At 66.4% G+C, this 16,083-nt stretch carries 15 protein-coding genes and 2 pseudogenes; 5 read left to right on the top strand and 12 right to left on the bottom strand.

Going from position 1 to position 16,083, the window contains the following annotated elements; all coding sequences use genetic code 11:
* Positions 1-45: 45 nt before the first annotated feature.
* Positions 46-606, bottom strand: coding sequence for an NAD(P)H-dependent flavin oxidoreductase (locus D3272_RS26400; RefSeq protein WP_207210326.1), 561 nt, complete (start codon positions 604-606; stop codon positions 46-48).
* A gap of 86 nt (positions 607-692) precedes the next feature.
* Here D3272_RS26400 and D3272_RS26395 point away from each other — a divergent pair, with 86 nt between their 5' ends.
* A complete protein-coding gene (locus tag D3272_RS26395; protein WP_129222213.1) occupies positions 693-1,592 on the top strand; it encodes a LysR substrate-binding domain-containing protein in 900 nt (299 codons plus the stop codon).
* Positions 1,593-1,617: 25 nt separating this feature from the next.
* A pseudogene (locus D3272_RS26390) lies at positions 1,618-1,828 on the top strand (transposase); the annotation flags it as partial.
* 90 nt (positions 1,829-1,918) lie between these two features.
* Here D3272_RS26390 and D3272_RS26385 read toward each other — a convergent pair.
* The 5 genes from D3272_RS26385 to D3272_RS26365 form a co-directional block, all read right to left on the bottom strand.
* Positions 1,919-2,977 carry a ketopantoate reductase family protein gene (locus tag D3272_RS26385; RefSeq protein ID WP_129222212.1) on the bottom strand — a complete coding sequence of 353 codons (1,059 nt, stop codon included), beginning with the start codon at positions 2,975-2,977 and terminating at the stop codon, positions 1,919-1,921.
* A 124-nt stretch (positions 2,978-3,101) separates the two neighbouring features.
* On the bottom strand, positions 3,102-3,701 hold the full coding sequence (locus D3272_RS26380; RefSeq protein WP_207210325.1) for a carboxymuconolactone decarboxylase family protein: 600 nt from the start codon (positions 3,699-3,701) through the stop codon (positions 3,102-3,104).
* 41 nt (positions 3,702-3,742) lie between these two features.
* Entirely contained in the window at positions 3,743-4,312 is a 570-nt protein-coding gene (locus tag D3272_RS26375; protein ID WP_129222211.1) for a carboxymuconolactone decarboxylase family protein, read from the bottom strand.
* Between the two features lie 44 nt (positions 4,313-4,356).
* Positions 4,357-5,376 carry a hypothetical protein gene (locus D3272_RS26370; RefSeq protein ID WP_207210324.1) on the bottom strand — a complete coding sequence of 340 codons (1,020 nt, stop codon included), beginning with the start codon at positions 5,374-5,376 and terminating at the stop codon, positions 4,357-4,359.
* A gap of 149 nt (positions 5,377-5,525) precedes the next feature.
* A complete protein-coding gene (locus tag D3272_RS26365) occupies positions 5,526-6,572 on the bottom strand; it encodes a helix-turn-helix domain-containing protein (RefSeq protein ID WP_129222210.1) in 1,047 nt (348 codons plus the stop codon).
* Positions 6,573-6,686: 114 nt separating this feature from the next.
* On the opposite strand from D3272_RS26365, the gene D3272_RS26360 reads away from it, so the two are divergent.
* Complete coding sequence (locus D3272_RS26360) at positions 6,687-7,667, top strand: amidohydrolase family protein (protein WP_165361549.1); 981 nt, start codon at positions 6,687-6,689, stop codon at positions 7,665-7,667.
* A gap of 226 nt (positions 7,668-7,893) precedes the next feature.
* Here D3272_RS26360 and D3272_RS28350 read toward each other — a convergent pair whose 3' ends face one another.
* Entirely contained in the window at positions 7,894-10,107 is a 2,214-nt protein-coding gene (locus D3272_RS28350) for a putative bifunctional diguanylate cyclase/phosphodiesterase (protein WP_129222208.1), read from the bottom strand.
* 471 nt (positions 10,108-10,578) lie between these two features.
* Here D3272_RS28350 and D3272_RS26345 point away from each other — a divergent pair.
* Positions 10,579-11,057 (top strand): annotated as a pseudogene (locus D3272_RS26345) (hypothetical protein).
* A 280-nt stretch (positions 11,058-11,337) separates the two neighbouring features.
* Here the strand turns inward: D3272_RS26345 and D3272_RS26340 are convergent.
* The 3 genes from D3272_RS26340 to D3272_RS26330 all read right to left on the bottom strand — a co-directional run bounded on the left by D3272_RS26340 (position 11,338) and on the right by D3272_RS26330 (position 13,268).
* Positions 11,338-11,904, bottom strand: a complete 567-nt coding sequence (locus tag D3272_RS26340; protein WP_129222207.1) for a hypothetical protein — start codon at positions 11,902-11,904, stop codon at positions 11,338-11,340.
* Between the two features lie 109 nt (positions 11,905-12,013).
* Positions 12,014-12,076: a DUF4113 domain-containing protein gene (locus tag D3272_RS28500; RefSeq protein WP_129222215.1), complete on the bottom strand. Its 63-nt coding sequence runs from the start codon at positions 12,074-12,076 to the stop codon at positions 12,014-12,016.
* Between the two features lie 442 nt (positions 12,077-12,518).
* Positions 12,519-13,268 carry a helix-turn-helix domain-containing protein gene (locus D3272_RS26330; protein WP_129222206.1) on the bottom strand — a complete coding sequence of 250 codons (750 nt, stop codon included), beginning with the start codon at positions 13,266-13,268 and terminating at the stop codon, positions 12,519-12,521.
* Positions 13,269-13,577: 309 nt separating this feature from the next.
* Here D3272_RS26330 and D3272_RS26325 point away from each other — a divergent pair, with 309 nt between their 5' ends.
* Positions 13,578-13,967 carry a hypothetical protein gene (locus D3272_RS26325; protein WP_129222205.1) on the top strand — a complete coding sequence of 130 codons (390 nt, stop codon included), beginning with the start codon at positions 13,578-13,580 and terminating at the stop codon, positions 13,965-13,967.
* 289 nt (positions 13,968-14,256) lie between these two features.
* On the opposite strand, the gene D3272_RS27775 is transcribed toward D3272_RS26325, so the two are convergent.
* Both D3272_RS27775 and D3272_RS26315 read right to left on the bottom strand, forming a co-directional pair.
* Entirely contained in the window at positions 14,257-14,712 is a 456-nt protein-coding gene (locus D3272_RS27775; RefSeq protein WP_207210323.1) for a hypothetical protein, read from the bottom strand.
* Positions 14,705-15,313, bottom strand: a complete 609-nt coding sequence (locus D3272_RS26315) for a ParA family protein (protein WP_129222204.1) — start codon at positions 15,311-15,313, stop codon at positions 14,705-14,707. Before D3272_RS26315 ends, D3272_RS27775 begins: the two co-directional genes overlap by 8 nt.
* Positions 15,314-16,083 lie beyond the last annotated feature (770 nt).

Genomic DNA, 16,083 nt, shown 5'->3' with positions numbered 1-16,083 from the left:
GATCAGGTTTCAGCACCCTCCTGGAATCATCTCAGCCCAGGCCACTCAACCTCTCGTGCCCTTATCGGACGGACACTGAGCCACAACGACGTCGATCTCGGCGGCTTCGATCGCCGCCGCTTCGGCGAGGTTCGTCGCGGTCGCCATGGTCGTCATGCCGGCCTGCCGGAAGGCGTCCAGGTGAGCGGGCGTCGGTAGGCCGAAATGGAAGCTGACGATCGCTGGACACTCTTCGAGCAGCACCTGATGCGCCTCCTCATCGTGGAGGAAGCTCTTGTAGATCTCCTGCAACGTCGTCGGTGCTTCCGCACCGAACTCGGCGAACAGCGGCGCGAAATGCGCAAGCCAAGCCGCCTCGCGCGCAACATCCCGCGGTGCGGACGCATGACAGAAGACGTTCACGTTGAACGGTCGATCGGTCAGGGCTCGCGTCTCCTGGATCATCGCCCGGGCCTGGTCGGCAGTGCTGGCTCCAATGCCGAGGGAACCGAGACCGCCAGCGTTCGACATGGCTGCTGCCAACGCTGGCGTCGACACGCCCGCCATGGGCGCCTGGACGATCGGCATGGGCAGGCCGAACAGACGGGCGGGATCGAATCTGGTCATCGTCATTCTCCATTCGCGAACAGGAATTAAAAATTATTCTTATATGTAGAATAATACGGCAAGAAACTTTCGTGTCGGAGAACGCCATGGACCTCGCTTCGCTCGCGGTTTTCCGCACCGTCGCTCAGCAACAGAGCGTGACGCGCGCCGCCGAAATGCTCGGGCGCGTGCCGTCCAACGTCACGACCCGGATCCAGCAACTTGAGGCCGAGATCGGGGTCCCGCTCTTCCAACGATACAAGAAGCGCATGGCGCTCACGGCTGAGGGGACGGCCTACCTGGATTACGCCGACCGCATCCTGAACCTCGCCGAAGAGGCTCAGCAGGTCGTCAGTCCGTCCGGCCCCGCAGGCGTCCTGCGGGTCGGGTCCATGGAGGCGACGATCGCGACGCGGCTGCCCGTCCCCCTGGCTCGATTCAACGAGACATGGCCGCAGGTAACCATCGACCTGTCGACAGCACCGACCCGCCCGCTCATCGAGTCGCTGCTCGCGCGTCGGATCGACTGCGCGCTGATCGCGGTGCCCGAGGGCGACTGGTGGCTGTCCTCGGACGAGATCCACAAGGTGCCGGTGTTCCGAGAGGAGCTGGTGCTGGTGCTGCCGCCCGGGCACCCTGATGTCCACCGGGCTGACGACATCAAGCCGTGGTCGCTCGCGGCTTTTGGACTTGGCTGCACGTACCGCATGTTGGCCGAGGAGTGGGTGAGGGGCTTCGGCACCCGGCCCACGCAACTGCGCATCCAGGAGATCAAGTCCTATCACGCCATGATCGCCTACACGGCGGCAGGGTCGTGCTTCTCCGTCCTGCCACGCAGCGTTCTCGATCTGGTGCCGGACGCCTCAGAGTTCACCGTCAGGACCCTGGCTGTCGTGGATACCTATCTCGCGTCCAGGCCCGGCTTCGCGACGCCGGCCTTCAACGAGTTCCGCACCACGCTGGCGGCGTTCTCCAACATCGAGACTGACGTCCATGCGCCGGCCTGAACGACTGGCGAGCATCGCCGCCGCTCCGTTGGAGCGCGTCAACGGCGAGATCAAGCGCCGGACCGACGTCGTCGGCCTCTTCCCCAATGAGGACGCCATCAAGCGCCTCGTTGGCGCCATCCTGCTCGAGCAGAACGATGAGTGGGCTGTCCAGCGCTCACGTTACATGACGCTGGAAAGCATCGCCCCGAGCGGCCGACGATGACACCGTCAGCCTGCCCACCATGGCAAGCTGATCGTCCCGGCTCAAGCCGGTGACCGTGGTGACCCTCCCAGGACCTACACCACGCTCAGGGACATGATCCGCAGATGTTCAAACAGGTCGCCTATCGGAGCTGAACGACCTCGCTCGCCGCCCTCGTTCGTCCTTTCGGCGCCATGGCCCGAACAGCCGCGACGTCGACCGGCGACGTCGCGAGCGACGCGGCCGCCGCCATGGCGTCGACTAGGGAACGGCATTCGGCTTCACCCGTCGCCAGCAGTCTCCGGAAGGGTCGGACGCGCGATAGGGACCAGAGCATGGCCGCCACCGCCCATGTCGGGCTGCGTTGGAGGCGCCTCTTCGTCTTCGGGTAGACTTCGTGCCCGAGTGCCTGGATCAGCGCGAAGCTCGCACGCAGGCCGCGCGCCAGCGTGAGGGCCTGCCCCCAGGATGCACCGCTCCCGCGCCGCTCGCCGGCGATCGACACGCTCTCGAAGGCCACGCACAGCGGGGCGTGGCAGCGCAGCCAAAGGGGCATGTCGGGTTCCAGAGCCGCGGGCAGACCGGCCGCGTTGAACAGGTCGACCCAGCGCTGCCGGTCCATGATGGTCCTTTGGCCGCCCGTGCCGACCTTGGCGTCGAGCCTGCCGTCGGCGGTCAGCATCGCCTGCACGAACGGCATGCCGAACGAGCACCTCTCGTCGCCGATCGCCTCGCGCAGCCGCTCGGGATCGAAGGTGTTGAACATGAATTGGATGCCAGTGGCCGCGCTGCGCCGCAGGGCGGGCAGCAGCGCGTCGGCCTGGTGGGCCAGCAGCGTGACGATCACGAGGTCGTAGGGCACTGCCTCGTCGAGCCGGCTGGCGACCTGCACGCCCGCCCGCTCGCCCTTGACGTCGACGATCACGCGATCGCGCTCCATTTGCTGCAGACGGGGAGAACCCGGCCTCGCCACGACGGTGACGTCATGCCCGCCGGTGCGCACCAGGTGGAACGCGAGGGCGCTGCCGATCTTGCCGGCGCCGAGGACAGCGATTCTGAGCGACGCGACGGAGCTGGGCATTGAGGGTGCTGGCATGGAAAGCTCGGTCCTGGATGTCGTAGGAGTCTGCGCCCGGTCCGGGCGGACGCGCCATCCCGAACCCCGCTCCTTTCGCCGGCGCTTCCAGCGCCGTCCCGGCACCGACCGGCGCCGGTCCGCCCGCCTCGACGAGCGTCGCGATGCGGACGTCGCCGGCGTCCATGGCCCAGCTGGACCGGTTCGGCAAGGGGCGGGTGCATCACGGCGTCCGCCCTCGCAAGTCCTCCTATCGCGGCGCGTCGTCGGGAGGGGCCGGGATCCCGAAGGCGTTCAGCATCGAACACACGAGGTGGTAGCAGCCCGACAGCACCACCATGTCGACGAGGCCCTTGCGGCCGAAGGCGCTCTCGGCGACGCGGTACGTTTCGTCGTCGACGCGACGCTCGCTCGCCAACTGCCGCGTGAAACGCTGCGCGACCCGCTCCTCGTGGCTCAGGTCGTCCGCCGGTTCGCCGCCGGCCAGCGCCCGCACGGCCTCCTTCGACAGTCCGGCCCGGCGCGCGACGGCCGAATGTGCGTAGAGCTCGTAGGGGGCCTGCCAAACGGAGCCGACGGTGAGGATCACCACCTGCCGGACGCGCTCGCTCAAGGCGGTGCGCTTCCCCTCCTCGTTTTGGAGGTCGAGGAAGCTACGCCCGATATCCGGGCTGAACAGGACGGCGTTGAAGGGGCCGATGAGCCGGCCCTCCGCGGTCTCGATGCGGAAGCCCGCGGCCCCGGCCCAGGGCACCGCCGTGGCGGCGATGTGGTCGTAGAGGGTCCTCTGCGCTTGGTCCATCTCCGCCGGATGGAGGAGCGGGAGGTGGCCGCCGAGCCCTTCTGTCATGGGTGACACTCTCCCGTGCGCGAGGCCGGCGCGGCGCCGGCCTACTGATCCAGGCCGGTCGCGTCGGACGGCACGTCGAAGGCGTTCAGCGTCGCCGACACCATGGTGAACCAGCCGATCAGCACCGTGACGTCCACGATCCCGGCGTCGCCGAGCAGGTCCTTCGCCCGCCTGTAGAGGCCCGTCGGCACGATGCGCGGCGCGACGAGGGACGAGGCGAGCCGGTAGACCACCTCCTGGCGGGGGTCGTCGAAGCCCGTCGGCGAGCCGGCGATCAGGCATTCCATCTTGTCGGCGGGCAGGTGGCCCTGCTCTTCCCCGATCTTCTCGTGCTCGTAGCTCGCGTAGGAAGCGTGCCAGCGCGCGTTGACAAGATTGGTGACGATTTCGATCTCGGCCTTGGTCAGCGTCGAGCGGGCCTGGAAGTAGGCGCCCGTCGGCACGATGGTCTTGGACAGCGCTGGGTTGGCGAGCCAGATCTTGTGCGGTCCGGGCACGAGCCCGCGCAGCTCCTTCGTGAACGCGTAGGCGTCCCTCATCTCGGCCGGCATCGCGTCGACCGGCGTTTCCTCGAACCGGCCGAAGGTGCCGAAGTCCGGGTTGCGATCCATGCGAGTGCGCCTTTCGTCGGGAGACAGGGCCGCGGCCGCGCCGGTCAGCTCGCGTCGAAGGTGACGCGCAGCACCTTGGCGGGCCGCACGACGCCGTCCGGCGGCGGCGCCTTCGTGCCGCCGTCGCTAGTCAGGAAGACGACGCGGCCCGTCTCGCCGACTTGGCGCCCCCAGGCCGCGCTCGACGGCCCAACCAGCCTGTCGTCGAAGGGCTCGCCGGCGACGACGTGGCGGACCTGCCCCGTGGAGGTCGCGCCCGCGCGCGCCGGCTCGGTCGAAACGTTGCGGCCCGGCTCGAGCCAGACCGCTTCCAGCGTGTTCTCGCGGTGGGTCGTCACGTAGGCCAAGCCGCGATCTTCGTCGACGCAGAAGTCGTCGTACCAGAAGCCGCTCGCCACCATCTCAGGCTCGCCGAGCGCCGCCCGGGTGATGGGGTCGACCCGGACGCGCATGAACAGCTTGTGGAACGTCGAAGTGTAGTACACGTGGCTCGTGGACCGAACAAAGCGCAGGCCGTTGATGCCCGGCTGGTCCGCCAGCTTCCCTCCGTTAGGATCGTGGCTCATGCTATAATGCTTCAACCAAACGCTCGGGACGGCGCGCCAGTCGGGGCCGAGGTCCACACGCCAGATCAGGCCTGCGAAGCTGTCGGCGAGCAGAACGACGCCCGGGGCGATGAGGCACCCTCCGTTCAAGCTCTGCGCGACCTCGGGAAAGCGGAGGACTTCGGACACCGCCGCAGGCGCGCCGGGCTTCCAGCCGCGCATGTCCAGCCTGTGCAGGAAGCATTCATGCGTTGTGTAGAGGTTGGAAGTCGCTACGAGGAACACGTCCGGCTCGACCTCGACCATGCTGAGCGTCGGCTGCTCGAAGGACGTCAGGAGCCTCGGCTCGGCCGTTTCTCCATCCCGCATGGGCGGCACGTACCAGAGCCCCTTGCGGGTCAGATCCGAGACGAGCAGCGAGCTGTCGGCGCGCACGGCGAGATTCTCAAGAAAGAACTTCTCGGGAAATGTTGCGACGATCGACAAGGTCGCCTTCGGCGGGGTGGCTACGGACATCATCGTCTCCCTCCGCCGCGGTAGCACCATCGCAGCGAGCCTGCACATATTCGGATCGGTGGCAGATCCTGTCTTGCGCCTTTCAGACCGGACTTACGCAATCCGACCGCCGTACCGCATGCGGAAGCGGCGTCGATCGGACCGAGTCGCACTCATGTGCATCGCGCGGCCCTGTAGGCACGCGGGCTCAGCCCCGTGGCCTTGCGGAACGTGGTGGAAAAGTGGCTGGCCTGTGTGAACCCGCAGCGGAGGCCGACGTCGATGATCGGCAGTCGGGTCTGCTCGAGGAGGCAGCCTGCTGCCTCGATGCGAAGCTGGGTCAGGTAACGATGAGGCGGCTCACCCGTGGCGGCGCGAAATGCCCGCGCGAAATGTGAGGGGCTCAGGCCGGCCTCTACGGCGAGCCGGGCCAGCGGGATATCTTCCGCCATGTGGACGTGCATGAAGTCGGTCGCCCGGCGCAGTCGCCAACCGATCAGGACCCCGGGCTCGGCGGGGGCCGATGCTGCGCCGGTCGAGTAGGCGCGGAGCAGGTGGAGCGCGAGCGTGCGGGCGAGCATGTCGGTGAACAGGCGGGTGCCCGCGCCGCCGGTCTCGGCCTCCGACATGAGGATGCGGCCAAGCCTCATCAGCGTCTCGTCGAGCACGGCCATGCTCTCGACGAGTTCGACCCGGGTCGGGTCGAGGTCGAGGGCGTCGGTTGCCACCTCCGTGACGACCTCCGACGCGAGATATATAGCGAGGAAATCCGCTTGCCCGCGGAACGAGCGGGTAACGGGCACGCCGGCCGGCACGACGTTGGACAGCCCCTCGCGCGACCATCGGCAGTCGCGACGCCCCTCGCGCGAGCGCTCGATCAGGACGGGTCCGGCCAAGTGCAACGTCACCCTGTGGAGACTGGAGGCGCCGAGCCTGATATCGAAGTGCGGCACCTGGAAGCGGTGCACCAACAGGTGATTCCAGCCGCGGTCGTCGCTCGACAGGACCGGCGGACGGACGAGGGCGCGCGCGAAGTCCGCCGGGGTCGTTCCATTCGATGAAATTACCATAGCGCTTTCCCGGTCACACATTCGTACGGAGGCCTTCGCTGCTCGCGCCCTTTGTCCGGCGCGTTGCGCCTCCATGTCGGTTCCAAGCAGTTTTCCGTTCTGTCGACCGCGATGGTCGAGGGCATGCGATCGATTGATGGCGATGATCATATCGCGCAAGCCGCGCACGAAAAGCGCAAGACAGGACCGGAGGGTCGATTAAATTTGGAATGGTGCCGCGTTGGACGGGATGTCGCGAGCGTCTCAGCAACGGAGGAAAAGAGCATGACCTCGACGCAACCCAGCACCATGGTCGGACCGGCTCACGGTGAACACCGCCGAGGGCTCTACATCGACGTACACGCTCACGTCTTTCCGGATTTCTACGAGGCGGCGATGGCGGCCGCTGGGGTCTATGACGTGGACGGATGGCCCAATCCCAAGTGGAGCCCCGAGGCGATGATCGAGGTCATGGACGAGCATAGGATCGAGGCGCAGGTGCTGTCGGTTTCTTCGCCCGGCGTCACGTTCGCCGACGGGCGAGACGCGGCGCGTCTCGCCCGGCGTCTCAACGAGTACATGGCGGGTCTGGTGCACGATCATTCCCCGCGCCTCGGCTCCATGGCCGTCCTCCCGCTGCCCGACGTCCAGGCCTCACTGGCCGAGATCGCATATGCCCTCGACGAACTCGGCATGGACGGCGTCGGCCTTCTCAGCAATTACCGCGGCCTCTATCTTGGTGATCACAGGATCGATCCCGTGCTCGCCGAACTCAATCGCCGCAAGGCCACGGTCTTCGTGCATCCGACCATACCGCCCCACTGGGATTCGTTCACGATCGACATCCCCGCTCCTGTCCTCGAATATACGTTCGACAGCACGCGCATGGCCGAGAGGCTCGTGGCGTCCGGGTCCAAGGCGAAGTTTGCCGACATTGCCCTCATCGTCGCCCACGGCGGTGCGACCCTGCCCCTCAGCCATCAGCGCCTTGTCAAATACTGGATGGACGGCAAGAACGATATCTTCGACACGTTCTACTTCGAACTCACGGCCACCACGGAACATGAGCAGATCGACGCGCTGATGGCGATGGCGAAGCCAAGCCGATGTATGATGGGCTTCGACTTCCCGTTCATGAAGCCGGACTGGTTCGACGCGCTGCAAGCGAACCTCGAGTCCTATCGCTTTTCCCCCGAGGACCTGCACGCTGTCATGAGGGACAACGCTCTCCGACTCTTTCCCAAGGTGAGAGAACGCCTCCGTTAATTACAAATCAGCAGCTGACGTCCGTCGTCGCCTACAACTCCCGCATATTGTTTGATATGATGAAGGATACAACCAGGAACTGACGATTCATGGTGATGACAGGTGCTCGGGGCGTCAAGCGACGCGGGCTGGCCAAAATGTTCATAGTCAGTGTAATGAAATTTTTGAATCGAATTCTTCGGTGAAAGCGAATATCTGGCCATTAATCCAAGGCTGCAGGTTGAGGTCAGGCGACCCGCGTTCGATTCGTCTCTTTTTCTCCCGGCACGGCCACAAGTGCGTCGATGCGGTGCGCCGGCACCGGTCGACCGAAGAGCCAGCCCTGCCCGACGTCGCAGCCGAGCCCGCGCAGCAGCGCCGCCACCTCCTCGGTTTCGACGCCCTCGGCAACCGTCGACAGCCCGAGGCTATGCCCGAGGCCCACCACGGCCGACACGATCTTGGCGCTTTCCTTGTCGGCCACCATGGCGCCGACGAAGCTCTGGTCAATCTTGAGCCTGTCGAAAGGGAGCAGCTGCAGGTGGCGCAGGCTGGAATAACCCGTGCCGAAGTCGTCGAGCGCGAGCCTCACGCCCAGCGCCCTGATCTCCTCAAGCAGCCTACGCGCTAGGACGAGGTCGCCGACGAGGGCGCTTTCCGTCACCTCCAGCTCGAGGCGGGCAGCCGGGAACCCGGTCTCCGCCAGCACGTTCGCGATCGTGGCGGGCAGGTTGGCGTCACGTAGCTGCATCGGTGACAGATTGGAGGCCAGCGTGACATGCGCCGGCCAGCTGCCGGCCGCGCGGCAGCCCTGGCGCAGCAGGCTGACCGTCATGGGACCGATCAGGCCGCCGTCCTCGGCCAATGGGATGAACTCCGCCGGCGAGACCATGCCCCGGGTCGGGTGCGGCCAGCGTGCCAGCATCTCGACGCCGACGAGGTGGCCGGTGCCGAGATCGATCAGCGGCTGGAAGTGCGGCACGACGGCTTCATCGGAGACCGCTTGACGAAGTTCGCTTTCGAGCTGAGCCATGGCCCGCACGCGCGCGTCGGTGCCCTGCTCGAAGAAGCGGAAACACCCACGGCCTTCCGCCTTGGCACGGTACAGGCCGACGTCGGCCCGGTGCATGAGGTCGCCGATCCCCCGATCCTCGACGCGTGTGAGCCCGATGCCGACGCTGGCACCGACCTGCACGACGGCTCCCGTCAGGATGAACGGCTTCGCGAGCGCGTCGACGATGCGCCCCGCCACGACGGCCGGATCGGCCTGCGGCCGGTCGACGCCGGCGGGGTCGCAGCACAGCAGGAAGGCGAACTCGTCGCCGCCGAGACGGCCGACACGCCGGTCGTCGCGCAGCACGTCGCGCAGGCGCTCCCCCACGAGGCGGAGCAGTTCGTCACCCGCCGGATGGCCCTGAGCGTCGTTGACCGCCTTGAAGCGGTCGAGATCGATCAGCAGCAGGGCATGGTCGAGTCCGCTCTGCCGGCCGTCCGCGAGGGCCGCCTCGAGCTCCTCGCAGAACCGGCGCCGGTTGGGCAGGCCGGTGAGCAGATCCGTGCCGGCGATGGCCGTGGTTTGCGCCAGGGCGGCGCGCAGCCGCATGTGACCCCGCAATCCGAGCCCTCCCGCGGCGAGCAGGACGGTCAGCAGAGCGAGCCCGCCCATCTCGGTCCAGGTCCGGAGATCGAGCTGAGCCGCGCGGGCGTTAGCGAACGTCCTGAGGTCCTGGCCGAACACGTCGAGGCCGTCGGCATACACCTCCTGAAGGTAGGCGAATTCCGGGGTGTCGAGCATGATGCGGGCGGCCGCGAGGTCGCCGTCCCCGAGGAGCGACAGGGCGCGCCGTTCCATCATCAGCAGGTCGCGATGCGCCTCGCCGGTCGTCTCTGCCAAAGCCTGCCGGATCTCGGGGCTGGCGATGTCGCTCGCCTCAGCGATCGCCGCGTCGAGCTTCGGCGCGTCCTCGTCGAAAGTCGACGCCCAGCGGCGGTCGCCCGACAACGCCGCCATACGGACCATCATGATCATCTCGCCGTCAAGGTGGGCGATGGTGCCACGCAACTCGGCCACGCGCACGGCTCTCTGCGCTGCGTGGCGACCATCCTGGCGCATCTCCCAACCGACGACACCGAGGCTGCCCAAGAGAGCAGTGGCGGCCACGCCGACGAGTATGAACCCGGTGCGCCCTCGCCCTCGACCTTGCCCCGGTCGTGTGTCGCTCCTGATCATGGATGGAGACTGCCATCCACTCCTTATCAAACGTCTGATTTCCAGGTGAAAGAGGATAAAAAAGGTCCATTCCAGGGCCGCTTCGTCCGGATCGGGGCGACTTGGGGTCAGCACTCCCGATCCTGTCGAGGCTTTCGGGGCCGTCGACGATGGCTTTTCGTCTTCAGCTACGGCGATCAGGTCAGGGGCTTCACATTGCTTCGTGTGGACCACATGGTAGGGGTTCCTCATCGCGGTCTGCTACGTCGAGAACGAGAGCGGCGCGAAGCTGGCCCGGCCGGAGCTGTTCCGCCTGCTGGCCGGGCGACGTCCTGCTGACCGAGCAGGTCGATCGCCTGTAGCGCCTGACCGAACCGGACTGGCGGCAGCTCCGCGCCGAGATCGAGGCCAAGCAGATCCGCATCGTAGCCCTCGACCTGCCGACGTCCTGGGGGCTGGCCGCATCCTCCGACGACTTCACCGGGCGCATGTTCGCGGCCGTCAACGCCATGATGCTTGACGTGCTGGCTGCGGTCGCTCGCAAGGACGTCGAGGGCGGCCGTCTACAAAGGCCGGCGGGAAAACACGGCCCGGAACGAGGGTGTCGCCGCCATGCTCCAGGCCGGCTCGTCCTGGCTGCAGATCCAGGAAGCGATGGGCTGCAGCAGGGGCACGATCGCCAAGGTCCGGCAGCGGCTGAACAGCGCCGCAGGGGGGAGCCTGGTGCCGATCCGGCGGCATCACCGCTGGCTCTACCCGATCGACTGGCGCGAGCTGTCGGCGTCGATCCGCTTCCGCCGCGCCAAGGGTCGGTGCGAGGGCTGCGGCCCGCCGCACGGGCGCGATGTGGTCCATCTCGGCGACGGTCGGTGGTGGGATGACGAGGTAGGGGCTTGGCGTGATGGTGCCGGTCGGAAGATCCGGCTCCGTCTTCTGCCCGTCCTCGACAGGATCACGCCGGGGTTCCCGGGTTGGCCACACGAGCGGCACGGCCCCCCCCCGGGCGCACCACGCGCGTGGTGCTGGCGACGGCCCACCTCGACCATGACCCTTTCAACAACGTGCCTGAAAACCCCGCGGCGCTGTGCCAGCGCTGCCACATCCTGCACGACAAGGCGGAGCACCTTCGCCGCCGCCGGCTGACCTACCTGGCGCGACGCGCGCTTGGCGACCTGTTCACGGGGCCCTACCGGGAAGCATGACGGGGGAAGTCCCCCTCGGACGAAAGAGGCCGCCCACCTCGCGGCGAGCGGCCCAAGTCTAGGGAGGAAACGCCCAAAAGGGCATGCGCCCGGAGGCGCCTCACTCATATGCGGGATCCGTGCCGACGGAGACACCCGGAAGCGCGCATGGCAGCATCCCGGTTCGGCAGGCGCCTGGGGGAAATCAGTACGGACGCGACCTCCCCCGCCCGTGACCGCGAGAGGCTCGCGACCGACGGAGGCACCATGGGGCTGGATGGTTGACGGCAAGTTTCCGGCTCTAGCTGCGGAGCTGCCCGACCAGACGCCCTACCCACGACTGGCGACGGTCTCTCACCTCGACCAGCAATCGGTCGCGCTCGGCCTGAACGCCCTCCAACAGGGCCCGCCCGAGGTCGATGCGGGCCGTCATCTCGGTCCGGACCTCGACGGTTCGGTTCCGCTCCGCCTCGACCAGCGCCACGAGTACGTCGGCACGGCCGGCCTGGGCCCGCAGGGTGTCGGCCTCGAAGCAGGCCGCCCGCAGCTCGTTGCGGGTATCGGCGAGATCGTCGGTCAGTTCCTCCACACGGCGCTCCAGGTAGCCGATCAGGGCACGGGCGTCGCTCCAGCCATCATCGGTGACGTCACCGGTGGCGACAGGGGTGTCGTCATCGGTGCTGCCGCTCGCGACGGCCTGGGCTGCCTCCTCCAGACGCTCCTCGGGCACGGCCACCAGGGCCCGACCATCATTGCCCGGGCGGCGCGGCCACCTGTGGCGCATGGCGAGCCGCTTCGCGCTCTCGGATGTGATGCTGAGAGCCACGCCCATGTCCTCGTAGGTCAGCCAGCGCGTTCCGCCACCCATGTCGTCTCCAGGGTCATCACCGGTGACGACAGGGATGGCGCCCCCCGGTGATGACGCCGGTGGCGAGGGTGACAGAGGGAGCTTGCCGCGCCCTGGCGCGATAGCTCCATCAGACCGCCAGCAGGTCGCCCCATCGCGTCGTGTAACGTCCGGACAGGTGCTCGGCGCACAGCGTTCAGCCCTCTGCTCCAGTCGCGGTGACACAGGTGACAGTGCCCCAGCATAGTGCCGGTTCGAGGAGATCATCCTTGCTCATCGAGAACGGCCGGACAAATCTCTGCATCGCCCGCGAGCCTCGTGGACCGCAGAAATGACCCTCGCCCTTGAGCTGGGGTCACAAGGGGGCGAAAATGCTGTCAGCGAGGCTCCCGGCGACGCGGGACGACCTTCTCGATCGGTTCGACCGTTTTTCGCCCTCCACATTCCGTCATTCAAATTCAAGGGTGCGGTTTTGGAGAGGTCTTCCTGAAGATAAGAATCTGTAATCCGAAGGGTGCTCGGGGATCTGAACCCACCCCCTCCGGGCTCGATTGCCCCTATCGCAACCGGCATCCCCGCCACGACCTCCGCCATCGCCGGCGTGGTCGGCTGAACCGCAATGGTGGTACGCGCCGTCATCGTCCGGCCCCATATCCAAGCCGTCGAGACACGAAGGGCATCGCCGTCGGCACGTCACCATCGGTCGCGTCCCACCCACCACCAGCCGCATAGCGCTCTACGGGACCGCCAGCGTGCCCTGAACCACGGCGATGGCTGTGGTGTTGTTGGGTTCGACCATGGCTGGGCTTTCCCTCCTCTGCCTGCCGCGGCTGGTCGGCCCCTGCCCGCTTCCGGTCACGCATCCGCAGCCAAGCGCGCCATTCGGCTGACACGATGCGGACCGTGTTGGGGGCGCTCCGCCATGCCGTGAGCCGCCATTCCTCGGACGTGAGGATGCCGAGCGCCACGGCCTGTCGGACGGCGTTCTGCACCGTCGTGCGGGAGACGCCCGCCAGCGATGCGATGTGGCCGACGGTGAGGCGGCACAGGCCCCGGCGCGCCACCTCAGCGGCGATCGTCGACAGGACGGCGGCCTCAGCCATGGTGAAGCGTGCGGCAAGCTGCGGCGGCAGCCAGCCCGACGACGTCCAGCGCCGGCGCCGCTCCATCTCGGCTGGAGACCGCGGCCTCGATCCTACACGCCGGCGCGGCTCGGCCGGCTTCGGCGGCACGATCTTCCGTGCCGCGATCTCTTCGGCGAGCCGCTGCGCGTCCTCCTCGGACACCGCCCCACAGGCAAAGCCCTTCCACACGGCCGCCGCCAACTCGGCAAGCCGCTCCCGTGGCGTACCCGATAGGGCTCGCCTGATGTCATCCGCAAACATGTCCCTGCCCCATCCTGGGGCCGTCCTGGAGGCAAAGCGAGACCATCCACAGAAACGAGCGTTTCCGTGTTGACTCCCCTTAGGGAGCTGTGAGAGCGTCACCACTGTTGCGGAGGCGAATGCCCTCTGATGATTTCAAAGGCGCTGCCCCTGCCAGGGGGTGGCGCCTTTCTCGTTCTACGGTCCTATCCGGCCATTCCGTCTCCGCTTCGAACGCACGGCCCATGAGTCGCGCGACTTCCCATCGAGCCTGGAAGGGGTCGCGGTGTCAAACTGGCACGGGATCGTAAGCCGCGCCTATGATGGCGCATGCCGAACCATCGCCTGACCCCGCCCGAGATCGCCAGCTTGAACGAGCTGCAGGACGTGACCGTTGCTGCACTCCAATTCCTGGCCGGCGACGATGCGGCGCTCCTCTTCGCCCTACGGCGACGGCTCTACACCCGCCTCATGCACCTTGAGCGCGGAACGCCGATGCACCGCACGAAGCTCAAGCGGCTGAAGTGGAAGGCGCAGGAGGGTCGTTGCGCGATATGTGACAAGCCGATGGAGCAGAAGGGCTCGGAGCTGGACCGCTTCAAAGCGAGCGAGGGCTATACGGAGAAAAACACTCGGCTCATTCATCACGAATGTCACGTCGCAGACCAAGCCGTGAAGGGGTTCAGCGACGGCGGAGCCGCAAGCGGCGCCTCGCAATGAGGAAGGCTGACCATATCCGACGAGGACGGCATCGCCCGCATGGCACGCGCCCGGTACGTGGCGGATGGGAATGATCCTGAGACCGAGATCACGGCTGGGACCGGCGACACCGAGCTGGACAACAGCGGCATCTACTATCGCCGCACTATCACAATTCCGGCCGGGAGCACCTACGCAGACGAGGCCCGACGCATGATCGGGGACGTGCAGGGTAGGGCACACCAGCCCTCAGATCACATATTTCATTATTTAGATTTTCGTCTATGCGGAAATTTGGATTTTCGGCATGTCAGATTTTTGCACGTTCGCGGGCTACCCACTTTTCCAGTAAGCTCTGGAGCACGTCAGACAGGTCGCGGCCATCGTCCTGCTCGAACAGGAGCGCGGTCGCTTGGCGCTGTGTCGACCGTTTCAGGAAGTGGGAGAACAGCTTCCAATCGGGATCACTCCGCTTGCCGGGCGGCCGTCCTCGTGGGCGAACAACCTTGGCGACCGACTCACGAGGTTGCCGTGCGGGCGGGCGCACGTCCGCAGGTTCGTCGTCGGTCGCCAACGGAACGGGATCGGCCATGCTGACAGGCTCAGCCGTGGCAGGCTCCGGCGCCTCGGCCTGCACCATAGCGGCCTCTGCCGGAGGGGCCTCGACCGGAGCTGTGGGCTGGTCGGCTGCGGGAAGTGCCTCATCGTCCACATGCTGCTCCTGACGGAACTGCGCCAGGGCCGCGAACTTCCCTCCCTTAGCCATCGACCATCTCCCGGCCGGCCGCCTCGTAGGCTTCCCATGCACGCGTGCCGTTGCGGTCCCCCTTCACTGCGTGAACAGGAACGCCTTCAGCTGCGGCTTTCTCGAACACCGCTAGGCGCGGCACCTCGGCGACGAACATCGGCACCCCTTGGGCTACGAGCGCGTCACGCAGCTGCTGCCCATCGGTCCTGGGCTTCGGCGGCACCATCGTCAGCAGCACGCGGTGGCGGGTATGGGCCAGGGTGTGGAGCTTCGCGAGCGTGTGCGTCAGGCCGTCCGTCGCGACACTTTCGGGCACGGCCGGTATCACCAACATGTCGCAGTTCTCGGCGAGATCCTTGAAATCGTCGTCGGTCGGGTTGCCCTCCGTGTCGATGACGACGTGCTGATAGCTGCGGATGTGATTGACCATCTGAGCGTGGCTGACGACCTTAAACGGCAACCCGTTTCCGCCGCCACGCTGGCTCCATTTCGTGGCGCTCCGGATCGCGTCCCCATCCACCAAAAGGGTTGGCGCGAGCGTCTGAAGGTAGGTTGCGAGATGGATTGCAGTGGTCGTTTTGCCGACTCCGCCCTTGTAGCTCGTCACCGTGACAATCATGCCTGTGCGCCTGTATGACGATGCGCTCACGCGCAAATCCAAACAGCCGCATTAGCGACTGTTTGCCTTTGTGCAAAGCCGGATTTTCAAATTTTTGGCCAATCAGATTTTTGCGTTTTCGTCTATGCAGATTTTCAGATTCCGCATATGAGATTTCCGATTGAGAGGGGACCAGCTGTGGAGCGGTCGCCCTGCAGGGCTGATCCACGGATGAGATGTTCCGATCAAACGGCCAGGGATTGGCCAGCAGAGGGGGGAACCATCGTGCGTTCACCTCACCGTCCCTGGCGTTCGCCACCGTAGCCTTCGCGCAGACCACCATAGCGCCGAGGGACGAGCCGGCAAAAACGCTCCCCGTGCTGGACACTGTCAGTCCCGAGCTGCAGGCCGTGATTGCCCAACCCCTACGGGCAGGATGGAATAAGCCTCCGACCACGCCCGACGGATGGCACCAGCTCGTGAGCAGTTTGGAAGCCAGCCTTGGGCCACAGGTGGCTCCGATGAGCGTGGAGGGCGGATCGGCACTGGCCGTGACGCAAGGCTTCAACCCACTCGCTGGCGTTGTCGGACGTCGCAGGTTTTCGCGTAATACGCAGGTATGGAACCGACACACCTGAAGGAGGGCAGGGACAGGCCGATAAGCGCCATTATGGAACGCTGATCCAGCTGCTCGCCTACTTGGGCCGGCTGCTGTCGACCCAAGGACGAACCCGCTCTCGCGGGAGGGCTTCCTGAGAGGTTGGGCACAACTGGAGATCAGCGCGAGCGCT

Source organism: Lichenibacterium ramalinae, assembly GCF_004137085.1.
Taxonomy (GTDB): Bacteria; Pseudomonadota; Alphaproteobacteria; order Rhizobiales; family Beijerinckiaceae; genus Lichenihabitans; species Lichenihabitans ramalinae.
Note: the sequence above shows the minus strand (reverse complement) of the source record. Positions and strands in the feature narration are given on the sequence as shown.

Coding starts and splice junctions, on each gene's coding strand:
- D3272_RS26340 (WP_129222207.1), bottom strand. CDS start 11,904: ATGGGTGGCGGAACGCGCTGGCTGACCTACGAGGACATGGGCGTGGCT.
- D3272_RS26365 (WP_129222210.1), bottom strand. CDS start 6,572: ATGATCATCGCCATCAATCGATCGCATGCCCTCGACCATCGCGGTCGA.
- D3272_RS26330 (WP_129222206.1), bottom strand. CDS start 13,268: ATGTTTGCGGATGACATCAGGCGAGCCCTATCGGGTACGCCACGGGAG.
- D3272_RS26395 (WP_129222213.1), top strand. CDS start 693: ATGGACCTCGCTTCGCTCGCGGTTTTCCGCACCGTCGCTCAGCAACAG.
- D3272_RS26400 (WP_207210326.1), bottom strand. CDS start 606: ATGACCAGATTCGATCCCGCCCGTCTGTTCGGCCTGCCCATGCCGATC.
- D3272_RS26375 (WP_129222211.1), bottom strand. CDS start 4,312: ATGGATCGCAACCCGGACTTCGGCACCTTCGGCCGGTTCGAGGAAACG.
- D3272_RS28350 (WP_129222208.1), bottom strand. CDS start 10,107: ATGAGGAACCCCTACCATGTGGTCCACACGAAGCAATGTGAAGCCCCT.
- D3272_RS26380 (WP_207210325.1), bottom strand. CDS start 3,701: ATGACAGAAGGGCTCGGCGGCCACCTCCCGCTCCTCCATCCGGCGGAG.
- D3272_RS27775 (WP_207210323.1), bottom strand. CDS start 14,712: ATGGCTAAGGGAGGGAAGTTCGCGGCCCTGGCGCAGTTCCGTCAGGAG.
- D3272_RS26360 (WP_165361549.1), top strand. CDS start 6,687: ATGACCTCGACGCAACCCAGCACCATGGTCGGACCGGCTCACGGTGAA.
- D3272_RS26325 (WP_129222205.1), top strand. CDS start 13,578: ATGCCGAACCATCGCCTGACCCCGCCCGAGATCGCCAGCTTGAACGAG.
- D3272_RS26315 (WP_129222204.1), bottom strand. CDS start 15,313: ATGATTGTCACGGTGACGAGCTACAAGGGCGGAGTCGGCAAAACGACC.
- D3272_RS26370 (WP_207210324.1), bottom strand. CDS start 5,376: ATGATGTCCGTAGCCACCCCGCCGAAGGCGACCTTGTCGATCGTCGCA.